The 16,551-nt window shown below is 63.0% G+C and carries 8 protein-coding genes; 5 read left to right on the top strand and 3 right to left on the bottom strand.

Annotation, left to right across the window (positions count from 1 at the left end; translation table 11 throughout):
* Window positions 1–44: 44 nt before the first annotated feature.
* Complete coding sequence (locus MF609_RS07510) at window positions 45–860, bottom strand: ribonuclease H-like domain-containing protein (protein ID WP_242415698.1); 816 nt, start codon at window positions 858–860, stop codon at window positions 45–47.
* A gap of 47 nt (window positions 861–907) precedes the next feature.
* On the bottom strand, window positions 908–1,543 hold the full coding sequence (locus tag MF609_RS07505; protein ID WP_242415697.1) for a hypothetical protein: 636 nt from the start codon (window positions 1,541–1,543) through the stop codon (window positions 908–910).
* A gap of 1,433 nt (window positions 1,544–2,976) precedes the next feature.
* Here MF609_RS07505 and MF609_RS07500 point away from each other — a divergent pair.
* The 5 genes from MF609_RS07500 (at window position 2,977) to MF609_RS07480 (ending at window position 14,233) form a co-directional block, all read left to right on the top strand.
* Window positions 2,977–5,049 (top strand): S8 family serine peptidase, encoded by a 2,073-nt coding sequence (locus MF609_RS07500; protein WP_242415696.1) that lies wholly within the window; start codon window positions 2,977–2,979, stop codon window positions 5,047–5,049.
* A gap of 23 nt (window positions 5,050–5,072) precedes the next feature.
* Entirely contained in the window at window positions 5,073–5,651 is a 579-nt protein-coding gene (locus tag MF609_RS07495) for a hypothetical protein (RefSeq protein WP_242415695.1), read from the top strand.
* A gap of 572 nt (window positions 5,652–6,223) precedes the next feature.
* Window positions 6,224–10,705: a HEAT repeat domain-containing protein gene (locus MF609_RS07490; RefSeq protein WP_242415694.1), complete on the top strand. Its 4,482-nt coding sequence runs from the start codon at window positions 6,224–6,226 to the stop codon at window positions 10,703–10,705.
* 275 nt (window positions 10,706–10,980) lie between these two features.
* Entirely contained in the window at window positions 10,981–12,675 is a 1,695-nt protein-coding gene (locus tag MF609_RS07485) for an RNA-directed DNA polymerase (RefSeq protein WP_242415693.1), read from the top strand.
* The gene (locus MF609_RS07480) at window positions 12,668–14,233 is read left to right on the top strand and encodes a DNA polymerase (RefSeq protein ID WP_242415692.1); all 1,566 of its coding nucleotides are present in this window, start codon (window positions 12,668–12,670) and stop codon (window positions 14,231–14,233) included. Before MF609_RS07485 ends, MF609_RS07480 begins: the two co-directional genes overlap by 8 nt.
* A 211-nt stretch (window positions 14,234–14,444) precedes the next feature.
* Here the strand turns inward: MF609_RS07480 and MF609_RS07475 are convergent, their stop codons facing one another.
* Window positions 14,445–16,481 carry a site-specific integrase gene (locus MF609_RS07475; protein WP_242415691.1) on the bottom strand — a complete coding sequence of 679 codons (2,037 nt, stop codon included), beginning with the start codon at window positions 16,479–16,481 and terminating at the stop codon, window positions 14,445–14,447.
* Window positions 16,482–16,551 lie beyond the last annotated feature (70 nt).

Genomic DNA, 16,551 nt, shown 5'->3' with positions numbered 1-16,551 from the left:
TTGATGGCCGGGCCGTCCGGGAGGCTTGGTGGTGATGGTCGCGGTCAGGCGGCGGCGAAGGCCCGCTCATCGGCTTCGCGGCGGAGCGTCGCAGTGACGCCGTCGAGCGCGGCGCGCACATCGGCGGCGAGCGCTCGCGGGCGCGACCAGCGCATCAGCGGACAGTCGACGAAGGCGTGGAGATGATGAAGCTCCGGCGTCGCCTCGATCCGTCTCGCAAGGGCCGCCAGCGGTCGCGTCACCAGCGACTCGTCAGCGTGGCGCGCCGCCGCCCAGGCGAACCACAGGACGAGCGTCGCGACAGCATCCTCCATCACATAGCGACGGATGCGGTCATGCTCGCCCGCCTCCCACAAGGCAGCGACATCGCCACCCGCCACATCGGTCTTCACGGGGATGCCGATCTGGTCGCACAGCGCTGCCAGCCCGACCTTGCGACCGAAGCTCGCATAGCGGTCGGCGAGATCGAGATGTTCGCCGCCATAGCGATGCGCAGCAGCGTGATCGGCCAGCGCCGGCAAGTTCCATAACCGGCAGCGCTGGGCGGCCAGCCGCAGGACCAGCGCATCGAATTGAGTGGAGTTGTAGCCGGTCACGACCTGCGCCCGGGAGAAGCGCTCGTCGGCGGCGCGGATCAGATCGGCCTCGTCGGTATCGCCGGTTGCGACCAGCGCCTCGATGTCGAACCTCCATTCGCCATTCCATATGGACGCGGCGGCAAAGCCGATCGCCACCGGCCGGTGCAGCGGCCAGGGCGGGAACGCGCCATCCGGCGTCGCCGGGGCGATCGTCTCGATGTCATAGGCCACGACGGAGCCCGGAACGCTGGCGTGGCTGGACGGGCGCTGTGAAGAGCGCATAGGTCACCTCATGCTGTGGAAAGCGGGACGATGTCCCGCGGGCATGATCAGCGCGGCGGCGGGGTCGGTGTGCCTTTCACCTTTTCCTCACCATCCACCTGATCAACCGGCATGCGGTAACTGTTCCAGAACGGATGAAGCCGCCCATCCGGCGTAAGGGTTTCCTGGTATGTCCGAATGGGCGGGACGTTGCGCAGGCGGGCCGCGACCCTGCGGCGTATGTATTTGGCGACGACGGCCCAATCCTGCTCGGTCATGACCTCATGATGGCCACGCACGATACCATGGTTGTGCATGGCGCGGATGAAAGGACCGTAGACCTGGTCCGTCTTTTCGATCTTCTTCGCAGCTGCAGTTTCGCGCTTACGTTGGCCTTCCGCATCGTCCAACGCCCTAAGCATCTCCTCGGCGAACTCGATCGTGATAATATGCCCTAGCGCCTCGCTCAGCGGTTCGCCCAGCGCCCGCATGGCGTTTAGCCGGTCGGTCTGCAGTGTCTCGCGAATGCTGTCCGGGTAGGTCTGCACCCGAAAGGCGTTGAGGAGCATCCGGCGGGTGCGTTCGCCTTCGCTAGTTTTCGCGCCACTGGTCGATCGAATGAGGGTGAGCGCGTCGTCGAGCCTGCTCCAGCGGCCATGGAAACGGCGGGCTAGATGCTTAAAGGCGGCGTAGAGTTCGTCCATGATGATGTCCCGACAGTGTCGGTGGTTATATGTTGGTCGGGCGTTTGCGACAAACGAACGCCCCAGCCCCGATGCGGTCGAAGCCGCATCGGGGCGCCCGAGGACGCCGCGCGTCCGACCCGAGGCGCCCCGCGCCGAGCACAAACGAGCGTATGCGAGCCAACCGCCCCCGAAGCTCGGGGGTGGCGCAGCAAACGTGATGGCCTGCCACACGTTTGCGGTATTGCGCCTGACATGAATTTGCCCCTTCACCCGTCCGACCATGGGGGTCGGCGGCTCAGGTGCGAAATTGTACCAATCTGGTTATCCGGAAAATGCCGGATGGTGTCCGCGGAGGCGGCTTTTCGCCCTATTCTGCAAAAATAGAGCATTTTCCGGATAGGGTTTCCGGGCTTGTCCCAAAAATCGGTATTTTGGTTTGACCCAAAATACCCCATTTTACGGATAGACGTAAAATCAGGGGTTTATGGGCAATTTGGCTGTGGATTGCTGGTAGTCGATCGCCCACCGGGATGACCTGATGTCAGAGCGAGGCCTAGGAGAAGCCGGGTTTGTCCCGAAAATCGGCGCAGCTGCAAAATAGGGCTTTCTGAGCCGTTGCAAGGATCGACAGCGAATAGCCCCAAAAACGCCTTGTCCCAAAAATCAGGTATTTTGCGGATAAGCGATTTGTCCACAAAATGGGCTATTTCCCGGATAATCTCGATTTTTGGGTCAAGAGCCCAGTTTGGTACCAGTTCGGACGACGCGGCAGAGGCGTATGCCGAATGGGGTCAGCTGTCAGGTAAGACCACGTCCATCTGGACGACTAGGAATTTGTTAACGATCCGGCTATAGCCTGAGGTGGCCTGCGAGACTTTCAGTTCCGCAGGCCGGGGCGTCGAAACCCTGTAGCGAAGCCGGTCGCAAGACCACCATCGGTCGAAAGACCAACACACGGTCGCAAAGCTCTTTGTGACCGGGTGGCGGACGCGTATGTCCAGGCCACCCGGCTAAAGGCGCCCGCGCCTGTTCGCTACAGGTTTCGAACATCCGGTCTCCAGAGGGCCGGCACCCCGTCATTCAACGGGGTGCCGCCGGCTGGCGTGCATCCCTTCGAGGGGGATGACATGACGAGATTACGGGGGATCAAGGCAGCGTCGGCGAGCCTGCTGACGCTGACGATTGCAGCCTGCGGCGGCGGTGGTGGTAGCTTAGCCAGCTCGGGTAGCGTGCCAGTGCCGGCACCGACGCCAACGCCCGCGCCAAGCCCAACGCCTGCGCCGACGCCAAGCCCGACGCCGTCTCCGTCGCCAAGTCCTACCCCGTCACCAACACCCACTCCGTCACCGACGCCCACGCCATCTCCAACACCTACGCCAACCCCCAGTCCGACGCCGACACCGACGCCCACACCTACGCCCACACCAACACCGCCCGTATATTCGGCGCCGGTGCCACCGCCGGCTGGCTACATCATCACGCCGTCCAACCTGCAGCCGACCAGATCGGCTGCGGACACGGCCGAGTTCCGCCGCAACTACGGCGCGAATGAATTCGTCAACGCGCTCTATGCGCTGGACAGTGGCAATGATGGCCACGGCGTGACCGTCGCGGTCATCGACGACGGCGTCGTCAACGTGAACGGCGAACTCGATGGTCGCATCGACGCGTCACTGTCGAAGGACTTCGGCTACGTCACCAAGGGCGGGGTCAAGACGAAGCGCGATGTCCTGGGCGACGACCAGTCCGATCACGGAACCGCGGTCGCCAACATCATCGCGGGTAACGCAAACGGGCAAGGCGCGGTCGGCTATGCACCGGGCGCCAGGCTCGCGGTGCTTCGCGTCTCGGACTGGGATGAGGATACGAAGACCGAGGCGATCTTCCGCGCCGTGGAGGCGCTCGACTATGCGACGGCGCAGAAGATCAAGATCGTCAGCAGTTCGCTGAACCAGGGCGGCAGCACCACCTGGGGCCAGGCCGTCACCCGGTTCGGCGCGACCGGCGGCCTGATCGTCAATTCCGCTGGCAACAGCGCCGCGGCCAATCCTGCGGATGCCGCCGCCATCGACGCATCCAACGTCAACGCGATCATCTTCGTCGGCGCGCTGAGCCCCAACATCCAAGCCTACACCATCGAGTCCTATTCGAACCGCGCCGGGACCATGAAGGACCGCTATGTGGTGGCCGTCGGCACGAACGTGACCACCTTGGTCAACGGCACCGTCGGACTGTTCAGCGGCACCAGTTCGGCGACGCCGACGGTCGCCGCGCTCGCCGCCGACATCCTGTCGAAATGGCCGCAACTGACCGGGCAGCAGGCAGGCCAGGTGATCCTGACGACCGCGAAGGACATCGGCGATCCAGGCGTGGACGACGTGTTCGGCCACGGGTTGGTCGACTTCAAGGCCGCGCTGGCTCCGGTCAATCCGACGCTGTCGAACGGCGCGACGCAGACGTCAGTGCGTAATTCGGTGATGGCGCTGCCGGCACCGATGGGCGCGGCAGCGATCCAGACGGCGCTGTCCAACGTCACGATCCTCGACCAGTTCGGCCGCGACTATGCCGCATCGCTCGCCGGGTTGATCGTCAAGCCGCAGGTCGGTGCCGATCATCGGATTTGGCGCCGCGTCGCCCAGATGGGCCACCAGTCGGCGCTGTCCTTTGGCGGCTTCACCGGGACGATGGGATTCGCCAGCGCGCGGGTCGGCCCCGCCGGCGACCAGCTCGTCACCCAGGCGACGGCCGGCACTATCGACTATGTCAGCGACGGCCTCGGCATTCGTGCAGCGTGGAATGCGGCGGACTCGCTTCAGTCGGACGTGATGGGGCTTGCCCCCTTCGCCGACGGAGTCCTGGCGTATGTGCCGCAGGCTGGCACGAGCATGGGCGTCGATCGGTACCTGACTGGCGGGCGCCTGGGCATCACCATCGCCAGCGGTCGCACACGGGAGAGTGCGGCGAGCGCCGTGACCCTGGGTTGGTCCGGCCGGGTAGCGGATATGCGGGTGTCCTTCATCGATGAGGTGGGCACGTTGATGGGCATGCCCACGGGCGAAGGCGCGTTGCGTCTCGGTGGCGGCGCCCGCACCGTCATGATCGAAGCACATCATGGGTTCGGCGTCGCGCCCGGCTGGAGCATCGAGGGCTATGGCTCGCTCGGCCTGACGCGAATGAAGCCGGTCACGGCGTCCCTCGTCACCGGAACGACACCGCTGGTCGGCAGCCGCCTCGGCTTCCAGATGACCGGCACGGCGCTGGGCGGGCTCGTCAGCCTTGGGGTCGCACAACCGCTGACGATCGAAGCCGGCGCTGCGCGACTGACCTATGCCAGCGGCTACGATCTGGCGACCCGATCCCTGATCTATCAGTCGATCAGCGCCAGCCTCGCCGGGCAGCGCCGCGTGCAGCTGACCGCCGGCTATTCGACCGGCGGCCCCCGCTCCACCGTCCGGATCGGCCTCATGCAGGACCTGACGGACGGCTCACCCTCCATGCTCGCCCACTGGGTGGCCCGCTTCTGAACCCCGGACACAGGAACACGACCATGAAGACATTCCCGATCTCCGCCGCTGTCATTGTCGCCATGCTGCCGGCTGTCGCCCCCGCGCAGAATGGCCTCCTCGGCCGCGTGCTGAAGGCGATGACCGTGCCCGCCGTACAGGGCGCATCCGCACCGACACCGGTTCGCCCCATCGCGGTGGTCGAGCCGAGCGCCGAGCAGGCCCGCGCCATTCACGAAGCCGTCGCAGCCAGGCAGACCAACCCGGACATCGCCAAAGACATGGCAGCGGCAGCCCCACTGATCGAACGCCTCATCCGGACCAGCGCCTGCGGCGTCAACGACACCGCCTGGAGGGCACTGAATCGCGACGCGGTGACCCCATCGAATTTCGGACCGTCGCAGGGCTATGTCGCGCGGGGCGAAGACCAATATCACGACCCGCGCTACTGCCAGGACGTGCTGCGCCTCAGCGACGTCCGTAAGCCTGCCGCCAACGCGCTGGCTTTCACGGTCTATTACATCTCGCCGCAATCACAGGCCGCGCACCATCAGACGTTCGAACTGCTGCGGACGCCGGAGGGCGTGTGGATGGTAAAAACGATCGGCATGGTTTGCAGCTAATTGTAGATAGGCGCACGGATCAACCTGACGGCGACCGTCAGGTTGATTAGGGGGCGGACATTCTGAACTTCTCGTACTGGTGGAAAGCCGGCCGTGCGATTTGGGGACGGATCATTCGGTAACTGACCCTTCGTTTACCGGCCCCAACGTGGGCTCACGACCAGAGCCGGTCGTTCGCACCCCCTCCCTATGATCGTCCGAACACGACAATAGCTGCCGCTTGCCCAATCACATCCATAGTCGGCAACGCAGCGATTTGACGATTATCTGCGCTTTTGCCAGTCACCGGTCTGGCTACGTCAGACCTTGGGTGAGGAACGGATCGTCCGTTTTCGCGCTCTGGTTTACCGAAACCAGCAGTTCGTTTAGACTCGTCATGCTGGTAGCTCGACGCCTCATTCCGGCCGTTCAGTTAGTCGATCGCGCGAACGCGTCGACGCTGGCGCGTGCTGCCGTGTCGCTGCTATCCCCGAACCGCGGAATGGTCCGCGAAATCATCGGCGGCCGCGGTCATTCCAAACGACGTTCCATCTCCACGATCAAAGTCCCGTCCCACCGGCGGGCAACTAGCCTTGGCCGGGTTCCTCTTTCAAATCCTTCGCAGCCTCCAACTGGGGATGTCGCTGAGCGCATCCTTCGCGCTCGACGGCGGCGACGGGTCGACGATGACGCTAACGCTCGAGCCGGACGATGCGGGGGACATCCGCATCGACGACCGGGGCGTGCCGACGATTGAGCAGGTCAAGATCCGCGCATTGCACCGGCGCTGGACCACCGGGACCGTTTCGCGGGAGGTCCTTCCGGACCTCGTCGCCGGAGCGCGGCCAGGCGAAAAGCAGAGATTCCGGTTCACCACGAACAACCTCCGCGGGTTGGAGGCACTGGCGGCATACCTGCACCACCGTGCGCGGTCGAATACCCCGCAAGCGACCTTCGCTTGGGGCCAACGGGAACTATCGCCGGAGGCATTCCTGGCCGGGATTGCCGACGCGGCGGGGATGTCGCCGTCCGACCCCCGCCTGCTCCATGTTTTAGACAATTTGAAGTTGGTGCACATTGACGTGATGACGGCGGAACGCGAGGTCGAGGCCCGCTTGGCACCTATGCTGGGGCCGGGAGAGGACGTCGTGGAGAAACGGCGCGCGCTTATGGGGCGGCTATTCGAGGAAGGAAGCGCTGGTCGGACGCTCAACGCGGCCGAGTTGCTGCGCCTCGTCGGTCCGGACGCACCGCTGCGGCTGCGGCATACGGCAACCGTGCCTGCGCTCTCGCTCACCGCCGTGCGGCGCGACTGCGTTACGCTGGGCTACGATGCAGACGCTCAGGCGAGGCTTACGCCGATAGAGGCGGCGGACTGGTTCATCGTGCTGTCCGGCGATTCCGGTCAGGGCAAGACTTGGTCGCTCTGTCAGGCGGCACTGAACGAGGCGGAAGGTCGCGCCGTGGTCGTGGCGACTTCGGCCAACTCGGTCGCCGACGTGATTGACGCGGTTAACGACCGGCTATGGCGGCCGGCCTTCGAAACCGACGTGCCGCTCAGGGTCATGGCTAGGCGTCTAGGGCGCGACCTCGCGCCGGACGGTGGCCACTGGCTCACCGTCTATGTCGATGACGTGCAGGATCGAAACTTCGCCCGCAGCCTAGCTCGGCAGGATTGGACGGAGTTGGGCGTGCGTGTCGTGTTGACCTGCCAACCACGGATCACACTCGAGATCGTCCGCTCGCGTCCGAATACGCGTGTGGTGACGGTGTCGAACTTCACCAGCGCCGAACTGCGCCGCTACCTAAGGCACCACGGTCGGCAAGATTCCCTCGAGATGATGCCCGATGATGTCTTCGAGCTGCTGCGCAAGCCGGTCCACGCACGGGTCTACGTCAAGCTGCCCGCAAGCGAGGGCTGGGTCGACGCGACGGAATACGAGCTTTTCAAGTCCTACTGGGACGAGGCCACCGGGATGGTCCGCGAACAGTACGATCATCCCTACGATCGCCTTCGCCTAACGAACCTGTCGGGCAGCCTCCTTGGGGAACGCCCCGCTTACCCCTGGAACTGGCGCAACCTCGAGGACGCGGGAATCGCCGAGGAAGCGATCCGCCGCCTGGAGGTGGTGGGCCTTCTCCGCCGTCCGGCGTCGGACCAGGTCGTCTTCTCGACCGACCGCATGCTGAACTGGGCTGTCGCGGAGTACATTGTCGCGCGAGTCGCTGCCGGCGAGTTGGATGCGCTTGCGGTCGACGCGATCGTCGGTGGCTTCGATAACCTCGTCGACGCAACCGGCACGGCGATCGGCCGGCGGCTGGGATACGTTTTTCATGATCTCGTCTGGCTGCTGCTTCGCAAGGTCGGGCCGGATTTCGTCGCCGACCTGATCTGCGCCCACGTCACCGACACCCCGCACGAGTGGCGCGGCGAGAGCCGGTGGCGGCAGCTCGGCACCGTCGGGCCGGACCTGCTCCCCGTGCTAGAGAACCTCGCTAGGCGTGAGTATGACGAGGACCAGGACTGGGACATCCCGCACCACATCCCCGCTGCCATCGTCGCTGCCGCCATGGGCGCACCGGCGAAGGTCGAAGACATGGTGCGCCGGCTCCTCGACGCTGGTCGCGAGCGCGAGACCACGATCGCGCTGAAGGTCGCCGCCCGAATACCGCTGCCGGGTGTGCTCGACCGCCTGTTCGAGGTCCATGTTCAGCGGACAATCGATCTCGACTCGGCAAAAGACGTCGATGGCAGGAGTGACGCCATCTCTCGGTACAACCTCAGTATCGACGCGCTCAAGCGCGCCGCAGGCGCATCGCCGATCTGGCTCGACGCACGGATCGGCGCGGAGACGCGGGTGCCGGCGCTAGAGCAGTTGCTGTGGTGCCTGAACGACGACGCCTATGTGGCGGGCGGCGACGCCAGACCAATCTGGGTGCGGCGACAGGATCACGTCCTGGCAATGTTACCGAGCGACAGCAAGGCGCTAATCGGGTCGCTCGGGCACTTCGACGCCGTTGATCGCCGAGGCCATCTGGACGCGGTGTTGCCCACCCGCGACGACTGGATGTCCTCGCGGCTGCTCAAAGCCCGTGCGCGGATCGACCCGGAGGCCGCGCTGGAGCAGGTGAGGACCAGCACGGACGAGTATGGCTGGAGCGCATCCGATTGGTGGCTTCCCGAACTCCACCGCTACGATGCCGAACGCCTCTCACAGGCGTTGCGGGAGAACGTCGCGGGGCGGCGCGACCGGGGCGGTCAGCTCATGCACTACTACTACAACCAGCCCGAACTGATGGACCGGGAGACACTCGAGATCGTACTGGACGACTGCACGGAACAGCTGCGCCGACACAACAAAGCCAACACCCTGGACGACCAATCGCCACCTCCACCAAGGCGGATTATCGGCTTCCTCTGTAGGCTGCCTGAGCCCTTCCAGTTCGAAATGCTCCACCATCGGGCCGGGACGGATCTTGAGTGTGAGTTGCTGCGCTATGCATCAAGCCGCTCTGGACGCTCGTCGCGGCTCACCGACACCGAGGGCAACGAGTGCGAACGCGTACTCGCGATGATTGACGGTGCCGGCCATGCCGAGCTGGTAGTCGCCGAACTTCGGCGGCCGGACGGATTCGGTCGCGAGGATGGCTACATATGCGCACACTGGAGCGACGCAGATGCGGTATCGGCGGCCCTGGACGCAGAACAGGTGGATGATGGCGCAGACGGCTACCGCCAGGTGCTCCGGATGGAGGCCCTCGCCATTCACTCCCTGGACGCGGCGATCGAGCGCATGCTTTGGCGCGACGCACCTGTCTATGTCGCGCCGGCGGAGATGCGGAGTTCGGCCGGACGCGATCTCGGGGGTCTGCGCGCTCGCGTCGCGGAATTGCTCGCGGCCGGAAGGGGGGAGGACCTCGCGATCGCCGCCGATCTGGCGGGCTTCCTCCGCGATCCGGAGGACGCGCGGCCTCTGCTCCGACCGCTGCTCGACTCCACGACGCCCGCGGATGTGAGGCAGTCGATCGTCGGTACCATGAAGGCCCTCGAGTTCTACGACCCCGCGCTGCTGCCCACCATCCGTGGAATGCTGTCCGACCGCGATGACAACGAGGCGTGGTTCCTGACCGCCTACCTGTCGGAGTGCGGCGACGCCGAGGCGCGCGCCGCGGTCGCCGTCTGGCTCGACGCGCTCGACCTCGCCGCGCTCTCGACCACACACACGCCTACGCTCCATGCCTTATTACGACACGCAGATAGCCGCAGAAGTGCGATCCGCTTCCATCGCCGCATGAGCGAGCGCGGCCATAGGTTGCTGGACACGGACGCCATCGTCCTGCTTGCAAGCGATGGCGACGAACTGGCGCGCGAAATGCTGGTCAACGCTGCGTATCGCGGTCCCGACGGGTTCGACATCGGACCCGTCAGCGGGATACTGCACCTGCTGGAAACCGATCCAGACGAAGCCTACTTCGCGTCGACCAGGCTTCTCGCCCGCCATCGGAGGCCCGAGGCGGTGCGGCTGCTGTTCAGGATCGACAAGGACCGTGCGTGGGGCGAGTTGCTGCCCCGGTATCGTCGCTTCTCGCCGTCGCTGCGGGCCGAGATCGGCCGCAATGTCCGGGCGCATGTGTCGGCGGATACGGTCGAGCAAGCGCTCGGGGCGCTCGCGGTGTCCGGCGAGGCGGCCGACCGGCGGACGGCGGCAGAGCTGGCGGGATGGATGCCGCCAGCGACGCAATTGCCCTGGCTTTCCGGCCTGGTGGACGACGAGGATGCGACGGTGCGCAACGAGGCGATTGATGCGCTTCGCCGCAGGCGGCTCGAACTTGCCGCCCTCGGCCACCTTGAGATTCTGCCATCGTCCGCGAAGCACCTGCAGTGGGCGCGGCTGCAGACGCTGTTCGACCTCGTCGATCCGCGCTTCCTATGGACGCAGAGCGACCAGCTGAGCCTAGGCCCGTTCCTAAAGGACGCACCCTATGAGTTCTGGGTTGAGGCCAAGAAGCTGAAGGAGAAGCGCGAGAAGGCGGTCGGCGAGGCTGAAAAGAAGGCGGACGATAAGGCTGGCTGATGGGCTCGGAATTCAATGATGTTTATGGGGCTTGTATTGGCTGCTCTGGCTCAGCTCTGCCGGGTGTCGACCAGAATACGTCGTTCGGCGATCGGGCTTGAAAACGGCAGCTTCCACCGGAACCTGCCATTCTCTTCGCGGGGAGGTCTGGCAGCGATTCGCCGTAAAAATAATCGTCCGGACAGCGAGATTGCTCCTCTGGCGTATAGAGGATCGATAGCTATTATGAGGCGATCAAATACAAGCTGTTCATCGGCTATCGGGGGCGGTTTAGAGTGTCGATTGATAAAAAGAGGGAGGGGGACTACTTCCTGACCTCCGCATTCTGGGAGAACGGTCAGGCGCTTGGCTTCCCGATCCAATTCGGTTCGGTGCTCAAGCATCTTCGCCAAGACATGCGTGACGACTGGTATTTCGACTGCCTGCAATACGATGACCTATTCAATGATCCCGAGGAATCGAAACGGATCATCATCGCGATGCTCCAAGAGTGGAACGGCGTATATGCTGGAACACGCAGCGTCGTTCGCAACATTCCGAAGAAGGGATTTGGCGAACGATACGGACTGGAGACTGATTTTTTCGATAGATTCATCTATCAGTCGATCTGCAGCTTCCTTATTCCGTACTACGACAAGCTGCTTAGTCATCGGGTTCTCAGCTACCGACGCGAGCCTCACCCCCAAAATAAAAAATATCTTTTCAAGAACAAGATTGATCGATGGTTCACTTTTGAAGGTGTAACTCTGACGTTCGTCCGATCTAGCAAGTTCCTTTTAGTTACCGATCTCAGCAACTTTTTCGAGAACATCGCCCGAGAACAGATCGTGACGGGGCTCGAGAGTGTCATTCCTGAAATCGAGGCGACCGGGTCGGAGAAGCTTCAGATTAGGAATGCGATCGCCACCCTCGACAGGCTTCTCGAACGGTGGACGTTCAGCGGAAGCCATGGCCTGCCACAGAACCGGGATGCTTCATCGTTCCTCTCCAACATGCTCCTGTCCCGTGTCGATAGAGCGATGGCGGAAAAGGGATATGACTATTACCGCTACGTCGACGACATCCGGATCATCGCCGAAAGCGAGGTCCACGCCCGACGCGCCTTGCAGGACCTTATCCGCCTACTCCGAACGGTGGGTCTGAACATCAACGCGAGCAAGACAGCGATCCTGTCCCCCGAGACGTCGCAAAAGGATCTGGCCGAATTCTTTCCATCGCAGGACAGCACGACGACCGCGATCAACCAGATGTGGCAGTCACGGAGCCGGCGAATCGTCACGCGATCCGTAACCTACATCTTTGAAATCCTAACCAAGTGCATCGAAACCGGAGAGACGCAGTCACGCTCTTTCAGGTTCGCAGTCAATCGCGTCGCCCAGATTGTGGAATCCGGCCTTTTCGACGTGAGTGACGCCCTTTCTACTTCTCTGCTCGATACCCTCTCGGCGTCACTTTCGGATCATGCCGTATCGACGGACCAATATTGCCGGCTCATATCCATCTTGGATCGCGAAGGCAGGTGCCTGCCCGCGCTGGAGGCGTTCCTGCTAGCCGAGGACGGTGCCATCCACGATTGGCAGAACTACAATATCTGGCTGCTTCTCGGCACACGCAAGTACCGATCGGACGGCCTCGTTGCTCTTGCCGACCGCAAACTCGAGGAAGACATAAAGTCAGGAGAGGCGGCAGCCATCCTCATCTGGTTGCGATGTGTCGGCGAGAATGGCCTGATCGAAAGAAGCATAAGCGGCTTCGAAGGCTTGCCGTATCAGAACGCCCGGTATCTGCTCATTTCGTCTACAGTGCTAGACGATGACAAGCTGCGTTCGCTCTATGGAAGGGTGCCGACAGGCCTGAAAGCGACTAGAGACCGGGCGGGTCGTTACGAAAACGAGGATGGCTTGCCCTTCGCTGTCCGCGAGCGGCCGGACATTCTAAATCTCGTGGACGAGATTAACGAATATGATTGATCCAGTTTCCAAGCTGCTAATTTTCATCAAAGACTTCACTGGCAGAGGTGCAGATTGCTTCTATTGGTTTATCCATGATCGTCTCGTGGAGACGAACCCTGCCGAGATCATCGCATACCCCGGTCCGGTCGTCTGCCACGACTTCTGGATGATCCGCGACCTGCTCTACGACAGGACTGGCGACCTTCCAGCAGTCGTACTGGACATCGACGAATTGCGGATTTCCATCGGGGGCAATCCCGACGACCGGCTAAATCGCGAGAAGAATGACATAAGCGCTCATCTCGGTCCTTGCGGAGCATCCGAGGAGGTTTGCTCAGCATACAAAAGAATGTTTAATCGGGGCATCCCGTTCGATGCTGAGATCGCTACAAAGGCGGCGGGAGCGATCGCGAAGCTCTACCTCAGGCTCTGCGCCCAAGCCGCCGCTACGCATGAAACGGAGCGTTTTTTTAGCGTTGAAATGCCCGTCTACCGTTTGCTCCAGAAGGCGATGTCTGCGGGAATTACGATCAATGCGGCTAATCTTTCGGCAAAGCGCCGCGAAGCTGAGCACGACTATTTTTACTGCCTGAAGAACTATTCAGCCAAGCACGACATGCCACTAGAGTCTCCGTCACGGACGTCAATTGAGCGGAAACTTTACGCCTTGGGTTTCGAGTTCGAAGGCGTATCCACAAGATACGTCCTGGAGTTTGTTCCCCATCCCGACGATTTCGGAGGTGATACCCTCGCCCTTCAAGAATTCGACGCCGCCAAGCGCGTGCTCTCCTCCCTGACCTTGGCTGGCGGGCTCACGCGCCCCATCGTGGACATCTTCGGGTCCCGCACGTCGCGTATAGTCCTGCGCAATCCGCCGCTCCAAAACATGTCCAAGAAGTATCGGCCGATCGTCTGCGCTCGCGAAGGCGCGGAATTGAGCTACGTGGACTTCGATCAGTTCGAAGTCGGGATCATGGCTGCCCTCTCGGGCGATCACCACCTCGCCGCGCTCTACGCGGCGGGAGACATGTACGACCTGTTCGCGGGGCGCCATCTCGGACTCACAGGCAACCGGAAGGCCGCCAAGCAGCTCTTCCTTTCCTACGCTTACGGGATGAGCCGTAAGGCACTGGTGGACGCCGCTGTCGAACTAGGAGCCGAGCGCGATAAGGCTAAGGATGCCTTTAGGATCTTCGCACGATACGAGGAGTGGAAGAAGGAGGTTTGCGCGGAATTCCAGCGCACGGGACGGATCGCCACCGCGATGGGCAATCACTACGCCCGGAAAAACTCGGGAGCGCTCACCGGAAAGGAGCGGCGTTCTGCGGTGAGTCAGGTCGTTCAGGGCACGGGATCGCTGATCTTCAAGAAGGCGCTCCTTGAAGCGGGCAGCATCCAGGACGTCGTCATTCTGCTTCCGATGCACGACGCGCTGTTGTTCGAGCACCGCCTCGCCGATACGCCATCGAAGGTGATCGCCGCATTCGAGCGCGTGATGACGGAAACTCTGGGAAACCGGGTCGCCGGGAAAGCGTCGGTCGGGAACTTCGCACCGGGCAGACTGACTGTCGCCTGAAGGTATCCGGCTTAGCTAGCAGTGCGGAGGGGCAACTGGACGTCCGCTGCTGACGAAAACCGTCGTTCAACGTGTCGCGTTACAAGGGCAGGAATGTCCCACTCCCAGCCCTTCGCTGTGCCCTTCGGCGACGGCTCTTTGGCATACCTAGTTGACACGAACGCACGCACGCTTTCGGGCTTAGGCGCTACCCGCGATGACCAAAATTTGGTCATCGGGCCTTCCGCCGCGATGCGCATTCCTTGTACGATCCCGTCCGCGACCGTTCCTCGAGCGGCAGCAGGGCCAGCGGTGCAGGCGTGAGATGCGCCGTCAGGTTCGGCGTTGCGTCGCACATCAGACCCAGCCGCTTCTGAATGATCGCCGCACCGCCCTTCACGAACCATGCCTTGCAGTATTTGCGCGGCCCCGTTCCCTCACGGACATGGCCCAAGATGTCATCCATATAGACCTGCTTCGCGTCTGAATCTTCGAGGAAACTCGCCCCGGCGGTACGCATCGAATGGAGGTCTGCGCGCTTGCCCGAGGAGGTTCGCAGGAGCGGTACATTCTGATCGACATAGTCGAGCAGGTACCGACCAGCGCCCGCGTAGAAGCGGGTTCCACCACGCTTCTTGAGATCACCCCGGTACAATTCCGGGAACAGCATACAGTGACCTTCTGCCTCGATCGCTGTGACGTACTCCTGGAAGCCGAGCCGCAGCAGTTCCGGATGCAGAGGGATGATACGGTGGCGCGAACGGCGTTTCAGGCCCGCCGCGGTCTCGCCATTCTTGCTTTTCGTCATGTTGGCTTTGACGATTAGGAAGGGCGTCTCGACGTCGAACACGATCTCGCTGCACTCGAGCCCGCACGCCTCTTCGCGGCTCATGAAGGTGTAGGCCAGCAGCAGCGGAACCCAGTATGCAGCGTCCTGCCACACCTTGTTGTCGGAACCGGTCTTGAACCGTCGGCTGCACCCGCCGCCGCCCGTATAAATCGGAGCCTTGAAGGCGCAGACCAGTTGCTCCTCCGTCCACGGCATCCGGTCAGGATCGGTGGGATCATCTTGGACCTTGGCGGTGTGCTCGTTGAAGTCGACGATGAGGTCCTTGCCGAATCTCGGCCGCCACGACGCCTTGGCCAGTTCCCGCGAGAAGCGCGCCATGATCGTCAGATCGCGATTGTACGTGCGATCGCTGCGCGGCGTCTTCTTCGCCATTGCATCGACCTCCGCAAGTACCTCCTTCAGCGGACGACTCATGGCGCCCGCCTCGGGCGTTCCCCAGCGAAATTCGGTCGGTAGCTTCCTGAGGGTCTGGGCGTAATGCAGGGCATCGGCGGGGCCATAATCGCATAGGCGCTTGTCGCCGGTGATCCACCCGAAGCTGCGTATCACACGCCGGCGCTGATCGAGATCCTCGTCCCAGTCGCCCGCGCTCTGGATCATCTTGATGGTGTCCTCGATGATCTCGCTGAACCGTCGGGTGTCTTGGGTGAGGAACGGGGAGTCGACCGGCGTTGCGCTGGAGAACCGATGCGGATCAGCCTGATCGGATGGCGCTAGGGTTGAAGGCGCAACCGGCTGGCGCCGGATCGCTCCGACGACATCGTCGTCGAGCAGTGCCGTGTACGGATCACCCCGGCTAGATGCGAGCGGGTGATCGGCAAGCGCTGCGCGCGCCTGCGCTTCTGCCCGTGCCCGGAGGAGTTGGACGCGCGCGTCATCGATCGCGCGCGGGGTCGTCGGTGCCGACATCGCCGTCAAGGCGCTCTCCGCGTCACGTTGGGCGCTCTTATGGGGCGCCAAAGAACGGAGCATCATCACGACGGCTGCGCGATCCTCCTCCGAGAAGCCGTCGGTCAGCTCGTTGACGATGGTTTCCGGCACGCTGTCCGCATCGGCAGGCAGACGCGCCGCGATCCGATAGGCCGCCTCCAGCACCCGCAAGGTGCGGCGGTTCCCTTCCAGCGCGTCGGGGGCATCGAAATGGGAGGCCATCGCCAGCCCTAACTCCTCGTCGAGCCCTGCGCGGAAGATGCGCGTCAGTTCCTGCGCCTGGAGGAAACCGCGGCTGGTCCGGTTGAACATCTGCATCGCCATCATCTCCCATCGGGCGGACAGCCGGGGGACGAGGCGACGCGCCTCGACCGGATCGGCCGTACCGAGCGAGACGCTTATAGGATGATTGACGACGCTCCGCTGGTACAGGCGGCGGCGGTAGTAATAGCGCGCACCACGCCGGCACAGATAGGTGATCGAGGCCACGTCCCACGTCTCGTCCGATCGCCGGCACGGGCTTGGATTGCGGGCGGACGACGGCGGCGTGTGCGCAACT

Origin of the sequence: Sphingomonas panni (assembly GCF_022664435.1) — a bacterium.
GTDB classification, from domain to species: Bacteria; Pseudomonadota; Alphaproteobacteria; order Sphingomonadales; family Sphingomonadaceae; genus Sphingomonas; species Sphingomonas panni.
Note: the sequence above shows the minus strand (reverse complement) of the source record. Positions and strands in the feature narration are given on the sequence as shown.